The organism is Streptomyces lunaelactis (genome assembly GCF_003054555.1).
In the GTDB taxonomy this organism is placed as follows: domain Bacteria; phylum Actinomycetota; class Actinomycetes; order Streptomycetales; family Streptomycetaceae; genus Streptomyces; species Streptomyces lunaelactis.
This window is the reverse complement of sequence record NZ_CP026304.1, coordinates 4,536,496-4,556,788: the sequence shown is the minus strand read 5'-3', so window position 1 is coordinate 4,556,788 and position 20,293 is coordinate 4,536,496. Positions and strand designations below refer to the sequence as shown.

The 20,293-nt window shown below is 70.5% G+C and carries 13 protein-coding genes and 1 pseudogene; 2 read left to right on the top strand and 12 right to left on the bottom strand.

The features are described 5' to 3' along the window. Positions 1 to 723 precede the first annotated feature (723 nt). From SLUN_RS20925 to pgfA, 9 genes and pseudogenes are all read right to left on the bottom strand, one after another. Positions 724 to 1,526 (bottom strand): annotated as a pseudogene (locus SLUN_RS20925) (FkbM family methyltransferase). After that, positions 1,523 to 1,732, bottom strand: coding sequence for a Trm112 family protein (locus SLUN_RS20920; protein WP_108150550.1), 210 nt, complete (start codon positions 1,730 to 1,732; stop codon positions 1,523 to 1,525). Before SLUN_RS20920 ends, SLUN_RS20925 begins: the two are co-directional and overlap by 4 nt. Next, on the bottom strand, positions 1,722 to 2,630 hold the full coding sequence (locus SLUN_RS20915) for a DMT family protein (protein WP_175314331.1): 909 nt from the start codon (positions 2,628 to 2,630) through the stop codon (positions 1,722 to 1,724). Before SLUN_RS20915 ends, SLUN_RS20920 begins: the two co-directional genes overlap by 11 nt. A gap of 4 nt (positions 2,631 to 2,634) precedes the next feature. Beyond that, positions 2,635 to 3,354, bottom strand: a complete 720-nt coding sequence (locus SLUN_RS20910) for a class I SAM-dependent methyltransferase (protein ID WP_108150546.1) — start codon at positions 3,352 to 3,354, stop codon at positions 2,635 to 2,637. Further along, positions 3,351 to 4,706: a condensation domain-containing protein gene (locus SLUN_RS20905; protein WP_108150544.1), complete on the bottom strand. Its 1,356-nt coding sequence runs from the start codon at positions 4,704 to 4,706 to the stop codon at positions 3,351 to 3,353. Before SLUN_RS20905 ends, SLUN_RS20910 begins: the two co-directional genes overlap by 4 nt. Then, positions 4,703 to 8,989: an alpha-(1->3)-arabinofuranosyltransferase domain-containing protein gene (locus tag SLUN_RS20900; RefSeq protein ID WP_108150542.1), complete on the bottom strand. Its 4,287-nt coding sequence runs from the start codon at positions 8,987 to 8,989 to the stop codon at positions 4,703 to 4,705. Before SLUN_RS20900 ends, SLUN_RS20905 begins: the two co-directional genes overlap by 4 nt. Beyond that, a complete protein-coding gene (locus tag SLUN_RS20895) occupies positions 8,982 to 9,752 on the bottom strand; it encodes a class I SAM-dependent methyltransferase (protein ID WP_108150540.1) in 771 nt (256 codons plus the stop codon). Before SLUN_RS20895 ends, SLUN_RS20900 begins: the two co-directional genes overlap by 8 nt. Then, on the bottom strand, positions 9,749 to 10,915 hold the full coding sequence (locus tag SLUN_RS20890; protein ID WP_108150538.1) for a glycosyltransferase family 4 protein: 1,167 nt from the start codon (positions 10,913 to 10,915) through the stop codon (positions 9,749 to 9,751). Before SLUN_RS20890 ends, SLUN_RS20895 begins: the two co-directional genes overlap by 4 nt. A gap of 166 nt (positions 10,916 to 11,081) precedes the next feature. After that, entirely contained in the window at positions 11,082 to 12,032 is a 951-nt protein-coding gene (gene pgfA / locus SLUN_RS20885) for a cell envelope lipid trafficking protein PgfA (RefSeq protein ID WP_108150536.1), read from the bottom strand. Between the two features lie 166 nt (positions 12,033 to 12,198). Here pgfA and SLUN_RS40040 point away from each other — a divergent pair, with 166 nt between their 5' ends. Together SLUN_RS40040 and SLUN_RS20880 are read left to right on the top strand one after the other, a co-directional pair. Next, positions 12,199 to 12,363: a hypothetical protein gene (locus SLUN_RS40040; protein WP_170146595.1), complete on the top strand. Its 165-nt coding sequence runs from the start codon at positions 12,199 to 12,201 to the stop codon at positions 12,361 to 12,363. Between the two features lie 32 nt (positions 12,364 to 12,395). After that, positions 12,396 to 13,622 (top strand): PucR family transcriptional regulator, encoded by a 1,227-nt coding sequence (locus SLUN_RS20880; protein ID WP_108150534.1) that lies wholly within the window; start codon positions 12,396 to 12,398, stop codon positions 13,620 to 13,622. Between the two features lie 484 nt (positions 13,623 to 14,106). Here the strand turns inward: SLUN_RS20880 and SLUN_RS20875 are convergent, their stop codons facing one another. From SLUN_RS20875 to SLUN_RS20865, 3 genes are all read right to left on the bottom strand, one after another. Then, positions 14,107 to 14,742 (bottom strand): hypothetical protein, encoded by a 636-nt coding sequence (locus SLUN_RS20875; RefSeq protein ID WP_108150532.1) that lies wholly within the window; start codon positions 14,740 to 14,742, stop codon positions 14,107 to 14,109. Between the two features lie 191 nt (positions 14,743 to 14,933). Continuing rightward, positions 14,934 to 15,914 carry a tetratricopeptide repeat protein gene (locus SLUN_RS20870; RefSeq protein WP_108150529.1) on the bottom strand — a complete coding sequence of 327 codons (981 nt, stop codon included), beginning with the start codon at positions 15,912 to 15,914 and terminating at the stop codon, positions 14,934 to 14,936. Further along, entirely contained in the window at positions 15,911 to 20,260 is a 4,350-nt protein-coding gene (locus tag SLUN_RS20865; protein WP_159100294.1) for a P-loop NTPase family protein, read from the bottom strand. Before SLUN_RS20865 ends, SLUN_RS20870 begins: the two co-directional genes overlap by 4 nt. Positions 20,261 to 20,293 lie beyond the last annotated feature (33 nt).

Below are 20,293 nucleotides of genomic sequence, written 5' to 3'. Positions count from 1 at the left end.
ACAGCGCTTCTTGGGAGGCAAACGGGTGGTTTTGCCGGTGAGCGTTGGCGACCCCCACTCGCGTGGGTGTGTCATGCGGGCTGGTGCGCGGCGAAGCTTGCGGAATCCACCCCTACATTTTGAGGTGTCCATGTCGCAATGGCGTTGTCGCCGACTGCCCCGTCAGGAGATGAGCCGCGGGTCGGACGCGGTGGCTGGTGACGCCAAATCCGTAACCCCCACAACGAAAGCGGGATAGTGCCCATTTGCATGCGCTGACATCTACGGGAGACATCAACGACGCAGGACAGACGCGCACGGGAGCGTCCCTATCCAGTCGTCGTGACGGCAGGAGCGCGGTCTAGCGCTAGCACCCGAGCGAACTTACAAGGCAAGTGTCGGCGGGGGCGCGTGCCAGGTCGAACACTCATCCGCAGGCAATGGATGCGTGGAGGCGTCGGCGAACGTCGTAGGGTTCAGCATCGCTGGACGCCTTTGACTAGCCAAGACCGGGTCGGGGTCGGTGCCAGGCAGCTCGGAACGGCCGGTGATTCCCAAGCTCAGAGCGCGGTTCGATTCCCGTCACCCGCTCCACACAAAAGCCCCAGGCCAGCGGCCCGGGGCTTTACTGTTGTCTAGACCTGCCACCGCCTGCCCTCCGCGTGCCCCAACTCGGCGAAAACCGCTGCTCGAACGGCTATCGCCGCACCACTTCGAGTGGTGCGGCGATAGGCCGTCTCGAGGTCAGCCTCGCCGGCCGCGTAGGGGAGCCGCTGCCTGCGCGCCGCCGGGGTGCCGGGAGCCGTGGAGGAAGAGTACGGAATTGACGTACCGCAGCCGGAACGGGTTGAGGCTGAGGCGCAGGAGTCCGTGCTCGGCGACGTGCGCCGTCAGGGACTGGTGGCCCGACAGATCGAAATCGGACAGCGGCAGCCAGTCTCGGCCCGGCAGCACCCAGCCCCGGTAGCCATGGTGGGCGAGCAGGTCCAGTACCGGTTCCAGGAGCCCGATCCGGGCCTCCAGCTCGATGAAGAGCGCGGGGCGGTCACCGGCCAGGGCCTCCTCGGCACCGCGCAGCGCGTTCAGCTCGCTTCCGTCGACATCGATCTTGATCAGGGTGATGCCGCGCAGACCGAGACTATCGATCCGGACGCAGGGCACCGGTATCGATCTGCTGTGGATGTCCCTGCGGACGAGCGACGAGACACCACGGTTGCCGCGGTCGCCCGGCGGCAGCCACAGCGCGGCCGTGCCGCCGTCGTGGTCCGTGGCAGCCGCGTTCACCACCTCGACATTGGCGGGGGTGGTGGCGGCCAGCAGCCTGGCCAGGTGGGGCACCGGCTCGACTGTCACCACCCGGCCCGCCCGCCCGGCCAGCCGCCGGGACCACGGGCCGTACCAGCCGCCGACGTCCACTGCCCAGCCGCCTTGCGGGCAGAAGTCGGCCGCCGGCGCAGCTCCGGCTCGTACCGCGGATACAGCAGACCGGCGCCTGTGGCGATCAGCGCGGGCGGCATAGGAGGGGCGATCCGGGCGGCGAGTGTCATGGGCCGATCCGCCTGAGGATCCGCTCGTGTTCCTCGTCCGGTACCCGGGTGCCGGACGAGGGAAGCAGCTGGGGGATCCCGTCGATGATCGGATAGCGACGGTGCAGCCGCGGGTTGTAGAGGACCTCCTCGGGCAGGAGCAGCGTCAGCTGCCCCTTGTCGATCGGGCAGGCGATGATCCGGAGCAGGGGATCGTCAGGCTTCATGGGCCAACTCCTTTGCCGGGGTGGGGGGTTCGTCATGACGCGGAAGCATCAGCAGGACCGAGACGGCGAGTGCGGTGCCGCCGAGCCGCAGCGCGAGCCGCAGTGGGTCGTGCGGCAGGGACTCGCCGAAGACGAAGGTGCCGAGCGCGGCAGTGAACAGGCAGGTGACGGTGGTGCACACCGGCACGATCAGTGATGCCCGGCAGCGCTGCAGCGCGGTCTGGGACAGGATCAGACCGGTGGCTCCGGTGAAGATCAGGATGTACGGATAGGGGGACCTCAGCAGAGCGAAGGCCGCGTCCCCGATGCCACGTGTCGTCAGATGACCGGAGACGCCCTTGATGGCGAGGGAGCTGACGCCGTACAACAGGCCGACGGCGACGCCGTATTCGACGCCCGCCGTCGGCAGCCGGTGACGGCGGCGGGTCCGGCGTTCCACGGACCGGTACAGCCACAGCCCCGCCGCAAGTGCGGGCAGGCAGACCAGCAGGACGCGGCCGGCCGAGGCGTGCCCGCCCACGGCGTCGGAGTCCTGGAGTGAGGCCACGACCATCAGCAGGGCGAGCGTGATCACGACCACGCCACGGCGTTCCCGGCCGCTGGGGCGCTCTCCCAGTACGACCGAGGAGAGCAGCAGAAGCAGCACGAGGCCGGAGACGAAGATGCCCTGCGCGGCTGCGATGGGAAGGGTGCGGTAGACGGCGAGCTGTGCCGCGAATCCGGCGGCGAGCGCGAGCGAACCGCCGAGCCACAAGGGGCTGCCGATGAGCAACCGTACGACTCGGGCCGGGTCTCCCGTGCTCAGTCTCGGCAGGCCGGACAGCGCCCGCTTCTCGAGTACGAAGCCCGTGCTGTAGAAGACGTTGGCCAAGAGGGCCGATGCCACCCCCCACCACATGGCGCTACACCCGCTTGGCGTGCACCAGGAGAATGGAGGCCACGGATGGCGCGGCACAGGCGGCCCGGTCCACAAGGCGCAGCGGGCGCGGGACGCCGTGGAAGGGCGCACCGGCCAGGGTGACCACCTCGAATCCCGCTGCGGCGAGGAACTCCCGCAGGGCGCGGGCGGTGAACAGGCGCAGATGGCCCACCACTTGGGATCCCGGACGGCCGTGAATGGTGCGCAGGCTGACCTCCGAGAAGACGGGCTGCACCCCGGCGGCCAGGAGCACCCGGTTGTACCAGGCGGCCAGGTTCGGGGTGGAGAGCATCAGATGGCCGCCCGGTTTGAGAATGCGGCGCAGCTCGTCCATGGCACTGTCGGGATCCACCAGATGCTCGATCACCTCGCTGAAGAGCACCGCGTCGGCGCTCGCGTCGGCCAACGGAAGGCCGCCCGGCGTCAGTTCACCGCGCACGACATGGTTCATCCGGGTGGCGGCCCGGCGCAGCGCGTCCTGGGACCAGTCGATACCGACGATCCGGTGATCGCTCAGGAGCGGGCCCGCGATGGCCGCCGCGGAGCCGTCGCCGCAGCCGACGTCGACGACGAGACAGGGCTCACTGGGCAGTACTCGGGCCAGCATCAGTGCCTGACGGCGGCTGCGCTCGTCTCCGGAGGCGACGGGGACGGCCGGGTTCTCGTAGAACTCGCGCAGTCCGGCGGGGAGAGTACCCGTCATGGTCCGTCACCTCCTGAAATGGCCGGCAGGGCAGCCATGGCCTCCAGACAGTCCGTGAAGAAGTCGCACAGGCGTCGGCCCGCCGCGTCGTCGAGGAGGGCGCGTGACCAGCGCAGCGCCAGGTGCAGGCGTCCCCCCGTGCTGGCGGTGGTCACGGTCAGCCCGCGCGGCATCGAGGCGGGAGCCGAGAACCAGACGGCTTCCGCCCGGCCCGCCTCCGCGAAGTCCAGCGGGTACGGAATGCGCCCGATGTTGCTGAGCAGCGTTGTCGACGTCCAGGGAGCGGCAGCCCGTCGCAGTCCTCGGGTCAGGGCGGCCCGCATCCCGACCGGCAGGGCGGGTGCGGTGAGGAGGGCGGCGGCGTGGCCGAGTTGAGGGCGGGGTGCCGACTTCAGGGCGCGGGTGCGCTCAGCCGTACGGTGCAGCAGGTCGGCAACAGCCTCGGGGCCGGGCGCCCGCGCGCACTCCTGCGCCCCGAATCCCACCTCCACGAGACGGGTGCCGTTTCCGATGGGCATCTCGGCGCCGCGTGGACGGTCGTCGATGGGCATGGTGATACGCACCGGGCGGGGCGGGGCATCGTGCAGCCGGTTCCAGCGGGCGATCATCAGGCAGGTGGCGACGAGGAGTTGATCGTTGACCGTGTAACGGGCCCCGGCCGGTCGGCGCGGCACCGGCAGGGCGGCCAGCAGCAGGCCGTTTCCACCGGCCGCCCGGACATCGGCCGCGGGTGCCACACGGGCGGGCCGGGCCGGGCCGCCCGTGCGGGCGGGCGGCCGCTGCCCCGGCCGCCCCGGCCCCCCGACCGGAGTGCGCACCGGTGATGCGGTGGAGGTGGCGGTGCCGCTGTACAACTCGGCGGCCGTGGCCAGCACACGCAGACAGGCGGGCCCGTCCAGGGCGGTGTGGTTGAGCGTCAGCACCAGCACGCACGAGCTGCCCGTCGACGACGGCCTCACCACTTCCAGCCGTACGGGTGGGGAAACGGACAGCGGAGGAGCCTCGGCCAGCGCTCTGGCCCTGGCCCGCTCCAGCGCACCCGGCCCCGGCTCCGGGAAGCCGACCGGATCAGCGTCCGGGGTCCCCGTCAGCTCCCATTCGTAGCGCCGTCGGTACCAGGGGCCGGGTGCCTCGCGCACCAGAATCCGCGGGTGCCGGCGCAATGCCTCGCCGAACGCGGCCCGAAGCCGGTCGGGATCCGGCTGCCGTGGCAGGTGCACCTCTATGTGTACGGTCTCGGGCTCCTCCTCCCGGAGACAGTGCCGGGAGATCTCGTCGACGACCGGAAACGGAATCCGGTCGTGAGCGGGCTCGGGCAATGGCCCGGACCGGGCCGGTTGCAGGGCGGTCATTGCGGCGGTGCCTCCCTCGGGTCGATCGGTGCGATGCCGGGAGGATCAGGGGCGGGCGCCGGGTCCGGAACGGGGAGCCCGGCAGGGCCGCTTGCCGACCGCACCCGCTGGGGCAGGGGCGGTGTCGCAGACGGGGGTGTCGCGGGGGCCGGCGCGCCGCTCGCTGCCCGTGGGGCCACAGTGACCACGGCCGCGCACAGTGCGATGAGCGCCAGCAGTTGGGCCGCCGGGCCGAACGCGCCCCTGCCAACGGAGACCGGATCGCCTGCCCCCGTCGCCGCCGCGATTCCGGCGCCGGCCATCGCCACCAGCGCGATCGGCACCAGCAGGGAGTGCCGCATGCGGGCAACCACGGCCAGCGCGGGGACGATCAGCGCGAAGGGGCCCGCCACGACCGCGACCACCAGGGTCAGCGCGACGCAGCCCAGCACCCATCCCGGCGCGGGCGGGGCCGTCGCCGAGGAGTCCGGGTCCGAGCCCCGGCGGCGTACCAGCGCGAGACCCGCCAGCAGCGCCACCGCCACCGCGCCGCCGATCAGCCCGATGTCGTAGAGCAGCACAGGTTCGTACTCGAGTTCGACCGTGCCGCCGGTGCCCGCGGGGATCAGCCAGGCCTGCTGCCAGCCGTCGATCCGCAACGGGATCAGCTTCTTGCCGTCAAGCGTCGCCTTCCAGCCGTCGTTGGCGTTCTCGTACATCTGGAGATAGCTCGCCTCGCCCGCGCCGACGGTCACGGACCGGCGGTCGCCGCGCCAGTCGACCGCTGTCGCCTTCCGCTGTTCGGTCGCGGCGGGCGGCCGGACCTCGCCTCGGGTCAGCGTGATGTCGGTGAGCGCGAGGGGCCCTTCGTCGCCCGCCTCCACCTGGTGAAGCCCTCGGCCCAGCGGCAGAGTGCCGTCCGGTGTCCGGCAGAGCGTGACCTCGACGGGCCTGCGCTCGGTCAGATCGCGTACCGTTCCCGACGCGCTCGTCGCGTGCAGCGTGCCGTCCACTGCGACGGGCGGACCCTCACCGCAGGGCACGGAGAACTTCAGCTCGGGGGCGGGCGGCCGTGTGCGCAGGTCGGCGAGTGCCGGAACGTAGACCTCGCTGAGGCCGACCGGCAACTGCATCCGGTTGTCGGCAACGGGGTTGTGGACGGTCAGCGGTGCGGCCCGGCTGATGGTGATGTCCAGCCGGTCCGTGGTGATGGGTTCGAAGCGGGCCAGGCCGTTCTCGTCGACGGCGGCCGTCACGCTGCCGTTCGGGGTGCTGATCAGTATCTGCTCGGGCCGGGTGGAGAGTCCGCCCGCGGCTGCGAGGACAATCTCGTCGATGGTCTTCCGGCCTGGCCAGCTCAGATGGATGACCGGCCGGTCGCCGGCGATCCATGCGGTGGTCAGATCCTGATCGACGAGATTGCGCGGGCTGAGGCCGTTTCCGAGCCGGCTGGTCGATTCGGCGGTCGCCGTGATCCGCCGCCCCTGCCGCGGATCGGCGCCGGTGACGAGCCGGTCCAGCGCTTCGCCCGGCACCGGCAGTGCCCGTGCTGTGACGGCGAAATCTCCGCCCCGGCCGACGCTGAGCCGACGGTGCAGGCCCTCCTCGGCCGAGACCGGCGACAGGCCGCCCGGGTCGCTGCCGCGATGGAGCGAGAAGACCTCGGCCCGGGCCTCGTTGTCGTGCGCGTCGGTGGGAAGCCGCAGCAGACGGGTGACCTGGACACCGGGGACGGACACCTCGCTGAAGCCCGCGCCGCCCAGTCCGGCCTTGGGCGACTGGGCCGCCAGGACGGTGACCTTCAGCCACGTGGCCTGCCCGGCGGGCGCCTTGACCTGCTGCGGATTTCCGGTCGGTGCCAGCGGGCTGTCCGCAAAGCCCTGATCGGTCTCGATCCGGACAAGTGTGGGGGCGGCCCGCATCCCGTCACCGGGCAGCGGAGTGAGCTGCAGTGAGGCGGGGATGCCGGTGGGCGAGGAGAAGCCGATACGGAGCCACTGCCCCGCTGCGTTTGTGGCACTGCCTTCGGCCCACGCCGTCCCCGGATTGCCGTCGAAGGCGTTCACCGGGTCGTACTGCGGCAGATGGAACAGCCAGTTGCCGCTGCTGGATGCGGTCACGGATTCGGCGCCGCGCAGGACGGCCGTCGTCTGGTGCCCGGTGCCCTTCGTCGGCAGGATCTGCCGCGGTCGCTCACCCGGGTCCTGCAGGCTCCCGGTGGGGTTCCGTTCGTCCGCGGTGTAGGTGTACGAGGTGTTGCTGTTGACCAGCCCGAAGCGGGTGTCGGCGCGGCGCAGCCCGTCCGCGACGTACTGCGCCGCGGGCGTGCCGAGCCCCGGGTGGTTGTCCCCGGTGAGCACGGTGGGCCGCATCCGCAGGCTTGGATCGGCGGACAGTTGCAGCAGTGCCTCGGGGCCGCCGCTGACCACCGCGGTGTCGGCGACTGCCCGCAGGCCGACCTGGCCGGGCCGCCGGGTGTTGCCGGCCGGCTCGTAGATCTCGACGGCCTGCATGCGCGGGAAGATCCCCTGGACCTGTAACGGCGTGTCGCTGGGGATCCGGCCCCCGGTGAGTACCGGGGCGAATCCCGCGACCCTTCGGTAGCCGGACGCCTCCAGGGTGCGCTTCACCGTGATCGGCGGGACGTATCCGATCTGGTCCGGGTCGAGGTCGTTGCGTACGACGACGAAGTGGATGCCGGCGCGGGACAAGTAGTCGCGCAGGCCCGGCACTTCGCTGCCGCTCATGAGCACCTGCTCCACTGCGTCCATCGCTCGTCGCGAGCCGGGCGTCCCGAAGGGCACGAAGTCGCGCTGCGCCCAGCGGGAGTCGGCGAGCACGTCGAGGGGCTCGTCGATGGGCGAGCCCCAGGTGTAGAGGCCGTGGGCGGTGGCGGGGACGACGAGGGCACGGCTGTCGGGCGAGTTCTTCTCCAGCCAGTCGGCGGCCTGTGTCCACTGGCCGGGCAGTTTCTTGAAGGCCCCCGGCTGCAGGATGGTCCCGTTCACGTACGGCCAGGCCAGACCGGGCAGTACCACCAGCGCGGCGATGAGGGGCGCGTACCGGCGCGCGGGGAGCGGCCGGGCCCCTCGGCTCTCCCTCGCCGTCGCGACCAGGTGCATGAGCCCGAAGGCGAGAGCGAGAGCGAGCCCGGGCTGGAACTTGTAGACGCTCCTGAAGGGCCGCAGCGGCCCGTTCAGCCAGTCCTGGACCGCCTCGTGGAAGGGTGCTCCGAAGGAACCGGCGTATCCGGCCAGGGTGATCAGGACGACGGCCAGCACGGTGAGCAACAGCCAGCGGCGCTCGGGCAGATCGCGCCGGGCCAGGCCGGCGAGCCCCAGGGCGGCGGCGAACGCCGACCCGAGGATGGTGAGCGTCGCGGTCGCCACGGTCCAGCCGGCGGGCAGCCAGGCCTCGCCGAAGTGGAGGTAGGCGACCCAGTTGCCGGCGCCGCGGAGCAGTTCGGTCGCCGACATGGTGCCGGTGGTGGTGTCGGCCTGTTCGACGTACGGCATGAAGTCCTCGCCGTAGACGCCGAGCAGCAGCAGCGGGATCACCCACCAGGCGGTGGCGAGCACGACACCGGGAGCCCACCAGGCGATCAGGGCACGCTTGCGGGGACCCGCCGGGCGGCTGAGCAGATAGAGCCCCACGGGCAGCAGCGCGGCGAGCGTCGATGCCGCGTTGACCCCGCCCATGAAGGGGATCAGCAGCGCGGACGTGGCCGCTGCCACCCGGGGGGTGGTGCGGGTGCCGGTGAGCGGCAGCAGCACCCACGGCAGCAGCGCGCCGGGGAGCGCGGCCGCCGAGGTGGAGCCGACGACGATGGTGAAGGTGGGCCACAAGGCGTAGCTGGTGGCGCCCAGCAGCCGGGTCCGTGCGCTGCCGACGTCCAGGCGTTCGGCGAGCCGCAGGGCGCCCCAGAACGCGGTGGCCACGATCAGCGAGAGCCACAGCCGCTCGGCCAGCCACACCGGGATGTGCGCGAGGTCGGTGAGCGCGTAGTACGGGAGGGTCGGGAAGGCGTACCCGGCGTACTGGTTGAAGAGCCCGCCGAATCCGGCGCGGCTCTGCCACAGCTCCCCGAGGTCGCCGATGAACTTCCATGGGTCGGCGACAACGGAGAGTTTGGTCTCGAAGGTCATCCTGCCCGGCGACACGGAGAGAAACGCGACGAAGACCGCGGCCCAGAAGGCCAGCAGCCACGATCTGCGGCGCGGCCGGCCGGCCGGCGGCGGGGGCGGCGCGGTGGGCCCAGGGCGGCCGGGCCGGCTCGGGGGGAGGGTCAACGTCGTCTCAGCCACGGGTGGCTCGCAGGGGGCTGTCCATCTCTGCTGCCGTTTCTGTTCGGCGCCGGAGGATGAGGAGGAGGTTCCAGGTGGCGATCTCGCGCAGGCCCGGGACGCGGGTGACAGCCCGCGCGAGGAACGGCCAGTACCGCGAGCGGGCCGTTACGAGGGACACGTCCTCGCGGGCGCGTACCTGACGCAGGGTCGGGCCGATGTGGATCGCGAAGAGGTTCTCGCCGAGGGCGTGCTTGGCGGGGCGTCCGGTCCGTCTCAGGTACCGGGCGCGGGCGCGGTCCGCACCCAGGTAGTGCCAGGGCGCCCACTCGTGACCGCCCCAGGGGGAGAGCCAGTTGGTGAACGAAACGTAGATCAGCCCGCCCGGCCGGGTGACGCGGATCAGTTCGCTGAGGAAGGTCTGCGGGTCGGCGACGTGTTCCAGAACGTTGGAGGAGAAGCAGACGTCGGCGACGCCGTCGGCCAGGGGCAGCAGATAACCGTCGGCGACCACCGAGCCCGCGGGGACGGTGCCGCGCGCGCTCAGTTCCCGCAGATCGGGCTCGAAGAGGTAACTCTGCGCGCCACGCCGCCGGAACTCCTCGGTGAAGTGGCCCGGCCCGCCTCCCACGTCCACCACCAGCCGGTCGCTCAGGGTCATCTGCCGCTCCAGTTGGTCGGCCGCATCATGGGCGAGCAGGGTGTAACACCGGTCCGGGTCGGTCTGCTCACCCATGAACGCCCGGAAGAGAGCGACGGACCTGCGGATGGAGGGGTCCTTCACAGCCGGTCACTCCGCTGCGGCGCGGCCTCCGCGGCCGCGGCCCGGAACTGCCGGACCGTGGCTCCCCAGCGGAAGTGCTCAGCCCGCTGCCCGGCCGCCCGGCCGAGCGCCTCGCGCCGCTCGGGGCTGAGCGCAAGGGTGCACCAGGCCGCGGCGAACGAGCTCTCGCCGCGGGCCAGAACGCCTGTGACGCCGTCGTCGATCGAGTCCCTGAGACCGGGCACATCGAAGCCGATGGCAGGCGTGGACCGGGCCGCCGCCTCGGTCACCACCAGCCCCCAGCCCTCGACGAGCGAGGGGTGGAGCAACACCCAGGCCGCGCACAGCAGCCGGTGCTTCTCGGCCTCCGAGACCCGGCCGGTGAAGGTCACGCCGGGCCCGGCGAGAGCCTCGAGCCGGGCTCGTTCCGGCCCGTCACCCACGATGACGAGACGGCCTCCGGTGACCGGTCTGACCCTCTCCCACAGACGCAGGAGCAGCTCGATCCGCTTGTACTCGACAAGGCGTCCCACGGCGAGGAACAGCGGCTCCGCCGAGGTGGGGGCGAGCTGCCCCGGCTCCTCGACACCGTTGTGGACGATCCGGATCCGCTCGCGCGGGACACCGAGGCCGTGGAGCGCGTCGGCCGTGGAAGGGGAGACGGCGACCAGCAGGTTGCCGCTGTGGGCGCGGGTCAGTGCCCAACGCTCGAGCCGTTTGCCCAGCCGGGCGGCGGGGCCGGGGAAACGCTCTTCCCAGATGTCGGTGTGGACATGGTTGACCAGGCAGAGCGTCGGTCCGCGGTGCCAGAGGGGGGCGAGGTACGGCATGCCGTTGCACACCTCGACGAACAGGTCGCAGTCGCCGACCTGCCGTTCGAAGGCGCGGCGGGCGCGCAGGAAATGTCCGGCGTCGCCGCCGGCCGAGACCACGCGGTAGTCGCGATAGGCGGCGGGACCGCCGCACAGGAGCGTGACCTGGTGTCCGTGGGCGGTGAGCCCCTCGGCGATTTTGTCGATGAGCAGTTCGGAGCCACCGGCGGCCGGGTTGCCGAGGTCGCGGCGGGCGAGGAAGACGATCCGGCGGGGATGCGGCGGAGAGCCTGAAGGAAGGTCGTGCAGCGGGGACTTCGGAGGGTGGTGGGGTAGTGGCGCGCGCAACATGGGGGGTACGTGCTGGGGCATGTGAGCTCCAACTCGCCTCGGGGTGCGGGACGGTGGGGGATGCTGAAGGCGCGAGCGGTCTGGCGGGGTGGGGTTGGTAGTCTCCGCCCAGCTGTTCGAGGCCGCTACTCACCGGGGTGACAAATTTGACCCTCTGTGGAGCTGACGCTGCATCATATTGTGCGCGTTACTGGGGATTCGGGCGTTCCCTGCCGCGCACGACGAGCACGACACCCACGGCCCCCAGCACGAGCCCGGCCGCTCCCGCTCCGATCGGAACAGTCTCACCCAGCGCCCGCAGCTGTGCGCTGTCCGCCTTCGCCAGCGCCACCTGCTCCCGCTGGGTCTCCTGGGTGAATTCCAGTCCCGCGCTGTCCAGCAGGACCACCTTCGCCTCATCGGCACCGGGTGCGCGCAGCGTCTTGCGGGGAGCGGTCCTCGCGTTCATGACGCGCCCGGTCCGCCGGTCGACGACGAGTTCGATGCCGTCGTTGGCGTACCACTCCTCGGCATGCACCTGGCTCTGCTTGGGCAGGCCGACCAGCCGCCCCGGTACCTGCCGGGTGCCCGTCCGGGTGTCGTTCACGGATCCGGTGAACCGGTAACCCTCGTAGCCCGCGACCTTCTTGGTGCCCTTGAACTCCAGCCGGAGGGTGGCCCCCAGCGTGCTGTCCCACCAGGTGTAACCCCGCTTCTGCACGTCGAAGGGGAACTTGAGGTAGGCCTCGCCCTGATACTCCGGCGTCTCCCCGCAGCAGTGCACAGGAGCGTTGGTCCGGCGGTCGGTCACCCAGCGCTCCAGCGTCCACTGGTAGGACCTGCGCGGGTCGCGGAGGGCCAGCGTGTCCGGGGTGTCGATGGCCGTCGACACGTCCCAGACCGCCCGCCCGCTGCGCTCGCTCGCGGCGACATCGCCCAGCACCCGCCGGGTGACGGTGATCGGTTTCGCCTGGACGGTTCTGAGGCTACTGGTGTCGAAATACTCGCCGGTGCCGGTGAACACCGTGGTGACATCGACATCGGTCGGGGTGCGTTCCGCACGTGGCTCCACGTACCACGAGAGCATCGGAGCCAGTACGAGCAGAAAGACGCCCACACCCAACAGGACCAGCGACAACGGCGAAGCGGTACGACGCATGCGGGCACTCCCGGGAGCGAGGGGCGGGTTCAGGTCGGTGCGCGTCCGTACGGCCCCGGACCGTATGCGTGCTCTTGACGGAGTGTCAATGACACTCGCAGACTGGGCAATTGCCGAGCCGGTGCCGTGGGGCGGGGTGCCTACCGACCGAGAGGCTCGCTGAACCATGCACAGACTGACCGCTGCCGTGCTGACCACCATGGCCGCCGCTGTCCTCGCCGTGGGCGCGGCCTTCGGCATCGTCGCCGCACTGAACGTCACGCCCGAGCAGCCCAATGTGCCGCTCGTCTCCTTCGAGACGGGCGGGCCGTCGGCATCCCCGCAGCCGTAGCCGTAGCCGGACCAGCGGGGAGGGAGGAACCCATGCCCGTGCGTACGGCCTGGCGCGATGTACCCCGCCCGCGGGCACGCCGATTCGCGTCCCTGGCCATGGCAGAGGTGCCGGCACTCGCCCAGGCCATCCTGGCCGAGATTCGCAGGGAGTACCCCGGCCTGCCGCTCGCTGTCGACGACTCGGGCGAGCCCATGGCCCTGATCGGCATCCGCAGGGCCCTGGAGGACTTCGTGGACCACCTCGTGGTGGAGGAGGGCCGACCGCACGGGCGTCAGCTGGAGGTCTTCCAGGAGTTCGGCCGCGGTGAAGTGCTGCAGGGCCGCAGCCTGGACTCGCTGCAGGCCATCTACCGGCTCGGCGTGCGGCTTGCGTGGCGCCGCTTCGCCGAGATCGGCCAACAGGTCGAGATCCCGCCGCCGGCCATGTACGAGCTGGTGGAGTCCGGCTTCGAGTATCTCGACGGGCTCGTCGCGCAGTCCGTACGCGGCTACGTCGAAGCCGCCGCCCGCCAGGCCGGCGAACGGCTCCGGCTCCAGCGGCGGTTGATCAGCCTGATGCTCAGCGAGCACCGCACGGATCCCACCGACGCTCTTGCCGAACATGCCGAGCGCATCGGCTGGCCGCTGCCCGAGCAGGTCGCCGTCGGTGTACTTCTGCGACCTGCCCCGGAGTCCGTCGCTCCGGCAGTGGGTCAGGACGTGCTGCTGGACATGGAGTACGAGCAGCCGCGCATGGTCGTCCCCGAGCCGAGCGCGGCCGGCCGGCCGGAACTCCTGGAGCGCGCGCTGACAGGCTGGTCCGGCGCGATGGGACCGCCGGTTCCGCTCGCCGAGGCGGCCAAGTCACTGCACTGGGCCTTCGCCGCCGTACGCCTGATGGAACGCGGGCTGCTCCCGGCCGGCCAGGTCCTGAAGTGCACGGAGCACACCGAGGCGCTGGTCCTGCTGCCGCCCGAGGAACTGATCGAGGACCTCGCCCGCCGTTGCCTGGCGCCGCTCGACCAGTGCGCGCCCTCGCACAGCCGACGACTCGTCGAGACGCTGCTCGCCTGGCTGGAGACACGTGGCGGCGCCCCCGAGGTCGCGGCACGACTCGGCGTCCATCCGCAGACCGTGCGCTACCGATTGCGCCAGATCCGCGAACTGCTGGGCGACGAGGTGGACGATCCGGACCGGCGCTTCAAGCTGGAGCTGGTGTTACGGGCCCGCCGCCTGCGCGATGCGGGGGTGGCGGGGGACATCGCGGGCATCCCGTAGTGCCCACCGGCTAGGTCCTGTCCGGTCGATCAGGCCGGATCAGGGAGCGGGGTCTGGCGTGGTGCATCGCAAGGCGGAGGAAGAAGTCCACGCGGAGCGTAGGCGACTGACGACAACGCGGCGAGGTGCCGTGCCAGGGCACGCGAGCCCGGCAAGATCGGCCGGACAGGGCCTGGGTGCCGGAGCGCCCGGAGCGCCGACGAAGACCGGCAGCCGGGTCATGGTGGTCCTCGGCCTGCTGGTGAGCGCGGCCGGGTTCGGCGGTGTAGGTGCTCGACAGGCGGGGGCAGTGCGCTGCTTCCTCCGGGATCTCAGCCAACTCCACCCCACGCAACAAACGAACCCATCCCTGAACACGACGACGGCCTGCACACCCCCAACGGGGTCGTACAGGCCGTCGTCACGCAGGCCCCGAAATTAACCAACAGCGTCCGATACCGGTCGGGGCCTTCACCAACTACTCAAGATCAACACACCGTCTGAGTCAGCAGCCGACTGCGGGCCCAGCCAGACCCTGCTGCCGCTCGACCCATATGCTCCCGTCCCACACATAGAGGGTGACACCAATACCGTCCGTGTATCCCTGCCAGCAGGGCAGCTGAACCGTGGGCGCGTAGCAGCCGCGCGTGTACCCAGGATGCAGCGTTGTGTCAGCACACCAAACGTCGCCCCCACCCTCTGACTCGAAGAGCACCCGCCCCTTCATCCGGATCGTGTGGGTCGAGGCATTCTGCACAACGAGGACCCCCTGTGCACCACCGCTGGAGTTGGTGACGATGCACGACTTGAAGTTGACGTTGTTGTAGATCCAGTGCTGCTTCCACTCCGAGTTGCACGTCCAGTTCGAGTTCGTGTTCACCTCCTTCCAGTTGACAGTGGGGCTCGCGACGGCCGCCTGCGTTCCGAACAGCATCGTGCTCGCGGCAACGGCCGCGACGGTGAAGAAACGACGCATGAACTCCCCCTCCACTTTGGTCCGCGCACCTGCCCGAACCAGAACCAGAAGATGGTAAGGGATCACGAACAGGGCGTCAGCAGCGCCCCTCCATCGCTCCCTCGTCACGCGGACACCGCTCATGAACGCCCCGATCACCCCCCTCCGGAGGTGGCCTTCGGCCACGCCTGTGAGGCTTGCGGCGGCGAGGCGGCGGATCTCCTGGCGCCGGCGTTCAGGGCCCGCACTGGCGCACACTGCTCGCCCTGTTCGGTTATCCGTAGTGGCCGTCTCCCCGGCGACCGGCCGCGTCCACGGGCGCGCAGGCAGCCGCCCGGGCCGTGCTCGATACGCACGGAGCCCGCTCACCGAGACCGTCAGAACCGCGGAATTCCTCCGTGGACTTCATCGGCCTCCTCGTCACGCCCGAGTGCCCGCAGGTTCATCACCAGACGGCTGCGCGTGAGTGTGGTGCCCGAGTGGTCCTTTCCGGCCGCGCGCTCGAATCTCGGCAGCAGGTCCGCGTTGATGGCGCGTGCCTCCTCGTAGTCCCCGAGCTTGTGGAGGGTGATGGCGATGTTCGCCTCCGCGTGGAGCGTCACCAGAGTGTTCTCTCCTGACGCCCGTCGGCGCCGCCGGTGCACGTCCTGGTAAAGAGTCAGCGCCGCTCGGTACTCGCCAAGTCCGAACAGGCTGCCGGCGAGGTTCCCCGTGGCCAGGACCGTCGTTCCGTCCTCCTTGCCGAGTCGTTGCTCACACAGTCGTGCGGTGATTTTGTTCAGCCGGAACGCCGCGCTGTAGTCCGCGAGTTGGTTGAGGCAGGCACCCAGATTGCAGGACGCGAGAAGGGTGGAGGGATCGGTGTTACCGAACGTCTTCGACCGCAGTAGAAGAACTCTCTCGAACAGTGGCCGAGCCCGTGTCGAGTCACCCAGTGCATGCAGGCATGCGGCAAGTCGTTCAGCGGCCTTGAGTGTGTCGGCGTGCGACTCTCCGATCCGCACCTCCCAGTCGCCGTGGACGATCTCCGCCAGCAGGACACCTGGTTCAGCGCGGTCGGCTTCGTAGAGGTAGTAGAGGACGCGGATCAGCACGGCACGGAAGTGCTCCGGTTCGCTGCTCGGGACACCGGCCTCGCGCAGACAGCCGAGGAGTGTCTGGACGTCCCTCGTGATCAGGTCGTACGAGCTCCAGGTCTGCGGATCGTGCGGATCGAGGGCCGGCAGCACCGCGAGCCGGTCCCGGGCCGCACGGCACACTGCTTCCAGTCCGGCGGGGTCCGCGGCGGGATTGCTGCGGAACAGGTCCACGACGTCCGTGTGCGCCTGTTCCACCGCGGGGTCGACGGGATGCGTCATGATGCCCGCCCGTTGTCCGCGGTGCCGGTGGCGACGAGTTGCGCCAGTCGGACGCCGTCCACCGCATCGGGTGCCGTGCCCTCGGGAGAGGTGCAGGCGAGCCCGCGGGCCATGGCCGAGCCGAGGGTGGCGGCCAGGTCGGTGTCCATTGCGTCGATCAGGGCGTCCGCCGCGTGTTCCAGCAGCGACATGGCGAAGGACCAGTTCGCCGAGGCGACCTCGTAGAACCTGCGCAGTGCGACCGCCGGTGCGCGCTCCAACAGGACGGGGAACAGGCGGGCCACGACATCGCCGGGGATCCAATGCTCGCCCGGCCAGCCGAACGTGCAGCGTTCGGCTTCGTTCACGAGGCCGACAGGATCCACCAGGTCGCCGAGGGCGGGCGATGCCGCCAGGACGGCCAGAGCGTCCACGCCGATCGCGGAACCGTCGCGGGCTCTCGCGATGATCTCCACGGCCAGCTCACGGAGTTCGTGCCGGTTCTCCGGCCTGGCTTCCGCGGCGAAGGCGACCAGTTCGGCCGCCGCGGGCAGCGGGCCGGTGTCCAGCAGCCCCCGGAGCCGTCGCGTGAACGAGGGACTGAGGGGGGCGCCGGGGGCGGGAGTCACGAGGTCCACGGCTGCCGCGTAGATCGGGTCGTCGATGTGCACCTTCGGCGCCTGGAAGGTGTAGCCGGGCACCTCGCGTGCGATCCGGTACTCGTGGTACGCGGCTGCGGCCACCCTGCTCATGCTCATTTCGTCGCCCTGGTCCAGGCCTTGGGTGAGGTTCTCCAGATGGGTCTGCGTGAAGATCTGATGGGGCTGCTTCCGCTGGATCATGTCGGCGGCGAACACCGCGGACGCCCACGTGAGCATGGAGTGCCGTTGTGCGTGGGCCAGGAAGGTCAGCCCTTGGAGCCCCTGCATGTCCGCCTTCCGGCATCCCAGCGCACGCACGGCCAGTTCGAAGCGGACCCGGAGGTCGGGGCGCGCGTATGCCCAGGCTTTGTGCTCATCCGAGTCGTCGCCGGGGCCGGCAGTCCACCGGTGACGCGGCAGTTCGCCGAGTGAGCGATCGATCTCCTTGGAGAACGTGTCCGCCTCGGGGCCGTGATGAGAGTCGCTGCTGTCAGGGCCGTGGGCGGCCCTGTGCAGCTCCGCGAAGCCGATGGCTCGCTCTCCGGGATCCGCGATCGAGTGCATGAGAGTGCCCGCCTGGGAGAGGTCCCTGTGCGCCAGCCGCACCGCGAACCGGCGTATCACTCTGGCCGTGTTGCTGGACGGCCCCAGCTCGACGGCGCGGACCACGTCCGCCGGTTCACGAAAGAAGTGTCCTCGCGCGCGGGCGGCCCAATGGTGGCTCAGGTTGAACATGCCCATGACCGCGCCGATGTTCACCTGTTCCAGGTGATTCCTGGCGGGTGGCGCACTCGACTCGGGCGACGCGGTAGTGAAGCCCGTACCGGCACCGCCGGCACCGCGGAGCGGGGCGGGCCGCTCCACTCTCTGCAACACCTCCTCCAGGAGGGCGGCGGCCGGGGAAGCCTCGCCCCGGTCGAGGTGGAGGTGGGCGATGTCGGCGAGAAGCACGTACCGGTCACTGGGACCGGCGACATCCCTGGCCATCTGCGCCGCCCTGGCGAGGTCGTATTCGGCCATGCGCCGGACCACGCCGGCCAGGTCGTCATCCCTCTGCCGCGCAGCCCACCCGTACGCCGTCGGATCGGCCGGCGGCTCGGGGATGTCGGCATGGACCTTTTCGACGAGCTGCCGCTCCTCCGCTCGGTCCGACTGCCCGAGGGCTTTCCTGGCGGACAGCTGCGCCCATGGACTGCTGGTCCATGCGAGGTACCGGTCGACGAGAGTCCGCGCGCGCTCGGGCGCCCCCCAACGGGTCCAGAGCCCCGCGGCGTCGAGGAGGGCGCGTTCCGTATAGCCGTTGACGACGATCGTGTCCAGACGGGCCAGCAGAATGCGAGCCGCAGCCGGAGCTACGTCCCTCAACGCGACAGCGGCCTTGGTCAGTTGGGGAGCAAGTTTCTCCTCCTCGCCCGCAGCGAATACCTGCGCGAGCACCTCGGCGAGGAACCGCCGGCTGGTGTCCGGATCGTACGTCGCCCACGCGGAGGCCAGTCTCGACAGGGCCACGACACGGACTGCCGGCCCGACGGTGTCCAAGGACCTCTCGGCCGCCCACAGCAGCTCGGTGGACCGTCCGGAGTCGGCGCGCTCCGCCAGATCCAGGTAGTCCGTCCAGCGCTCCCCGCTGATCCTGCCGATGAGGACGCGGGCCCTGTCCACATCCTGCTCGGCGACGGCGGCGGCGCGATACACCGCATCCGGCTCCGCCTCCGGGCGGGGCGCTCGCTCCGACAGCTCCTGGCCGTGCCGCCACAGTCGCAGTGCGCGTTCGAGATCATGCGGTGCGAGCAGTTGTGCGGCCGACTCTGCCGCGCTCTGTGCACCCGCGTCCCGGTAGTAGTCGGTGCCGTGCCTGGGAATGGTCAGCACGGACTCGACCAGGAGGTCCAGCAGTTCCTCGTACGAGGTCTCGTCGGGCCTGGGACGCGCGTACGCCAGGATCTCCGTGACGGCCGTGAACCGCTGGGACGAGGGCGTCATCCCGGCCACGTACTCCAGGGCCTCCTGGCGGCGGCCCGTCCGGGCGAGCAGGCCGATCACCCGTGTCGGCAGTGCGTTGCCGGGCTGCGCGGCCTGGTGGCGTACGACGCCGAGGTACATCAGCGCGGGCAGTCCGGAGCCCACGGGTGCGCTGTCCGCGACGTGGTGGGCGATGCTGTCCACGAGTTCGAGAAACCTGCCCTGGGCTCCGAACTCGGTCCTGACAGCCCGGCGCAAACCGGGGCATACCAGGTCGACGGCCTCGTCTAAGCTGCGCGGCCGGGCCCTCAGGAGGTGGGTGACGAGGTGGACCAAGCCGTAGCGATCCACCTGTGACCAGTCCACCTCCGCCCAGCTCACCGCGGCGCCGCGGTAGTGCCGCACGATCTGTTCGTGCCACTCGGTCTCGTCGACCCAGCATTCCGGGTGCTTCTTCCGGGCCTCCTCCCCCGCGAGAAATTCACTGATCGAGGTGTGGAAGAAAGCGATCCGGTCGTCTCGCCGGTCCAGCAGCCAGCGCAGGCTTTCGAGGACCTTCCGTGCGGGTTCCTCCCGTACAGGTGTGCCGGACAGCGCGGTGAGCTGGTCCTCCGTCAACGCCTCCCTCGCCACAGTCAGCACACCGATGACCGGCAGGCCCACCCCCTCCCAGCCGGCCGGCTCACCTGTCCTGCTCGTCGGCCACGGCGTGAGTTCCTCGCGGGCCAGCTCCACGAAGAACCCGTACAGCCCGGCCAGATTGCCCGGTATGCCGCTGAAAACGAGCAGTCTGTCGACCATCTCGTCGTCCTGTCCCGCGACGGCGTCGTTCAGCGCCCGTGCGTAAGTCGCCAGATACAGGAAGTTTCCGGCGGCGCTCCTGACCGCGTACCGCTTCGCACTGCCCGGGAGGTGGCCTCTGGCGCGTTCCATGGCGATGACGGCGTCCGTCTCCAGGACGCGGTCCGCGTAGATACGCAGGTCGTTGACGACTTGGGGTGAGCCCGCGTCGACGACCATCTCGGTGAGCCGCTCCTCCCGGGCCGACCGGAACAGCCGGAGACCGGAGTGCGGCCGGGAGGTCATGACCACTTTGACATTGGCGGGCAGTTCGGGAGAGCGGGCCAGCCAGCGCAGGAGCCCTTTCCGGGGCTCGGTCGTGTCGTCGGCTATCTCGTCCAGCGCGTCGAGCAGGATGACGATCCTGGCCTCGGGATCCTGTGCGGCCAGCACCTGTGCGGGCCCGATCAGCGCCAGGTGCGCCAGGTTGTCGGGGTCCAGCAGGCGGGGCTCCAGTTGGGCCGTGCCGATCTCGACACCCGTGGCCGTGCCGGCCACGACGCCGAGGCGCTGGTCGACTTCCAGGGTGGCGGTGCGCTGGAACGGCGACACCCTCAGGTCCTCGATCCTGATCCCGACCACGCGGCCCTCGGCCTCGACGGAGTCGATGTGCTGCTGGACCACCACCGTGAGGCTTTCCAGTTCGAAGAGCTCCGGGTGCACCCGTGCGAGCTGATGCCCGATGCTCAGCAGGAAGGACTGGATGTCCCCCCCGGTGAGCGCGGTCCGGCTGTCCCGTCTGAAGAAGTAGCGAAGCCGGTCGGGACGGGCCCGTGCCATACCGGCGAGCAGGCTGGTCTTGCCCGCTCCGGGCTCGCCCGTCACCAGGACGTACTGGCCCCGTTCCGATTCCAGGGCCCGCTCGATCTCGTCGTACAGCCAGTCGCGCTCGACGAAGTCCTCCTCCGTCCGGGCTCGGACCACGTCCTCGAAGGCTCGGCCCCTCCGGGCCCGGTC

What these genes read in the sequence shown, in the direction of transcription:
- pgfA (WP_108150536.1), bottom strand. Translation starts at nt 12,032, where the DNA reads ATGCGTCGTACCGCTTCGCCGTTGTCGCTGGTCCTGTTGGGTGTGGGC.
- SLUN_RS20890 (WP_108150538.1), bottom strand. Translation starts at nt 10,915, where the DNA reads ATGCCCCAGCACGTACCCCCCATGTTGCGCGCGCCACTACCCCACCAC.
- SLUN_RS20870 (WP_108150529.1), bottom strand. Translation starts at nt 15,914, where the DNA reads ATGACGCATCCCGTCGACCCCGCGGTGGAACAGGCGCACACGGACGTC.
- SLUN_RS20915 (WP_175314331.1), bottom strand. Translation starts at nt 2,630, where the DNA reads ATGTGGTGGGGGGTGGCATCGGCCCTCTTGGCCAACGTCTTCTACAGC.
- SLUN_RS20905 (WP_108150544.1), bottom strand. Translation starts at nt 4,706, where the DNA reads ATGACCGCCCTGCAACCGGCCCGGTCCGGGCCATTGCCCGAGCCCGCT.
- SLUN_RS20910 (WP_108150546.1), bottom strand. Translation starts at nt 3,354, where the DNA reads ATGACGGGTACTCTCCCCGCCGGACTGCGCGAGTTCTACGAGAACCCG.
- SLUN_RS20920 (WP_108150550.1), bottom strand. Translation starts at nt 1,732, where the DNA reads ATGAAGCCTGACGATCCCCTGCTCCGGATCATCGCCTGCCCGATCGAC.
- SLUN_RS40040 (WP_170146595.1), top strand. Translation starts at nt 12,199, where the DNA reads ATGCACAGACTGACCGCTGCCGTGCTGACCACCATGGCCGCCGCTGTC.
- SLUN_RS20880 (WP_108150534.1), top strand. Translation starts at nt 12,396, where the DNA reads ATGCCCGTGCGTACGGCCTGGCGCGATGTACCCCGCCCGCGGGCACGC.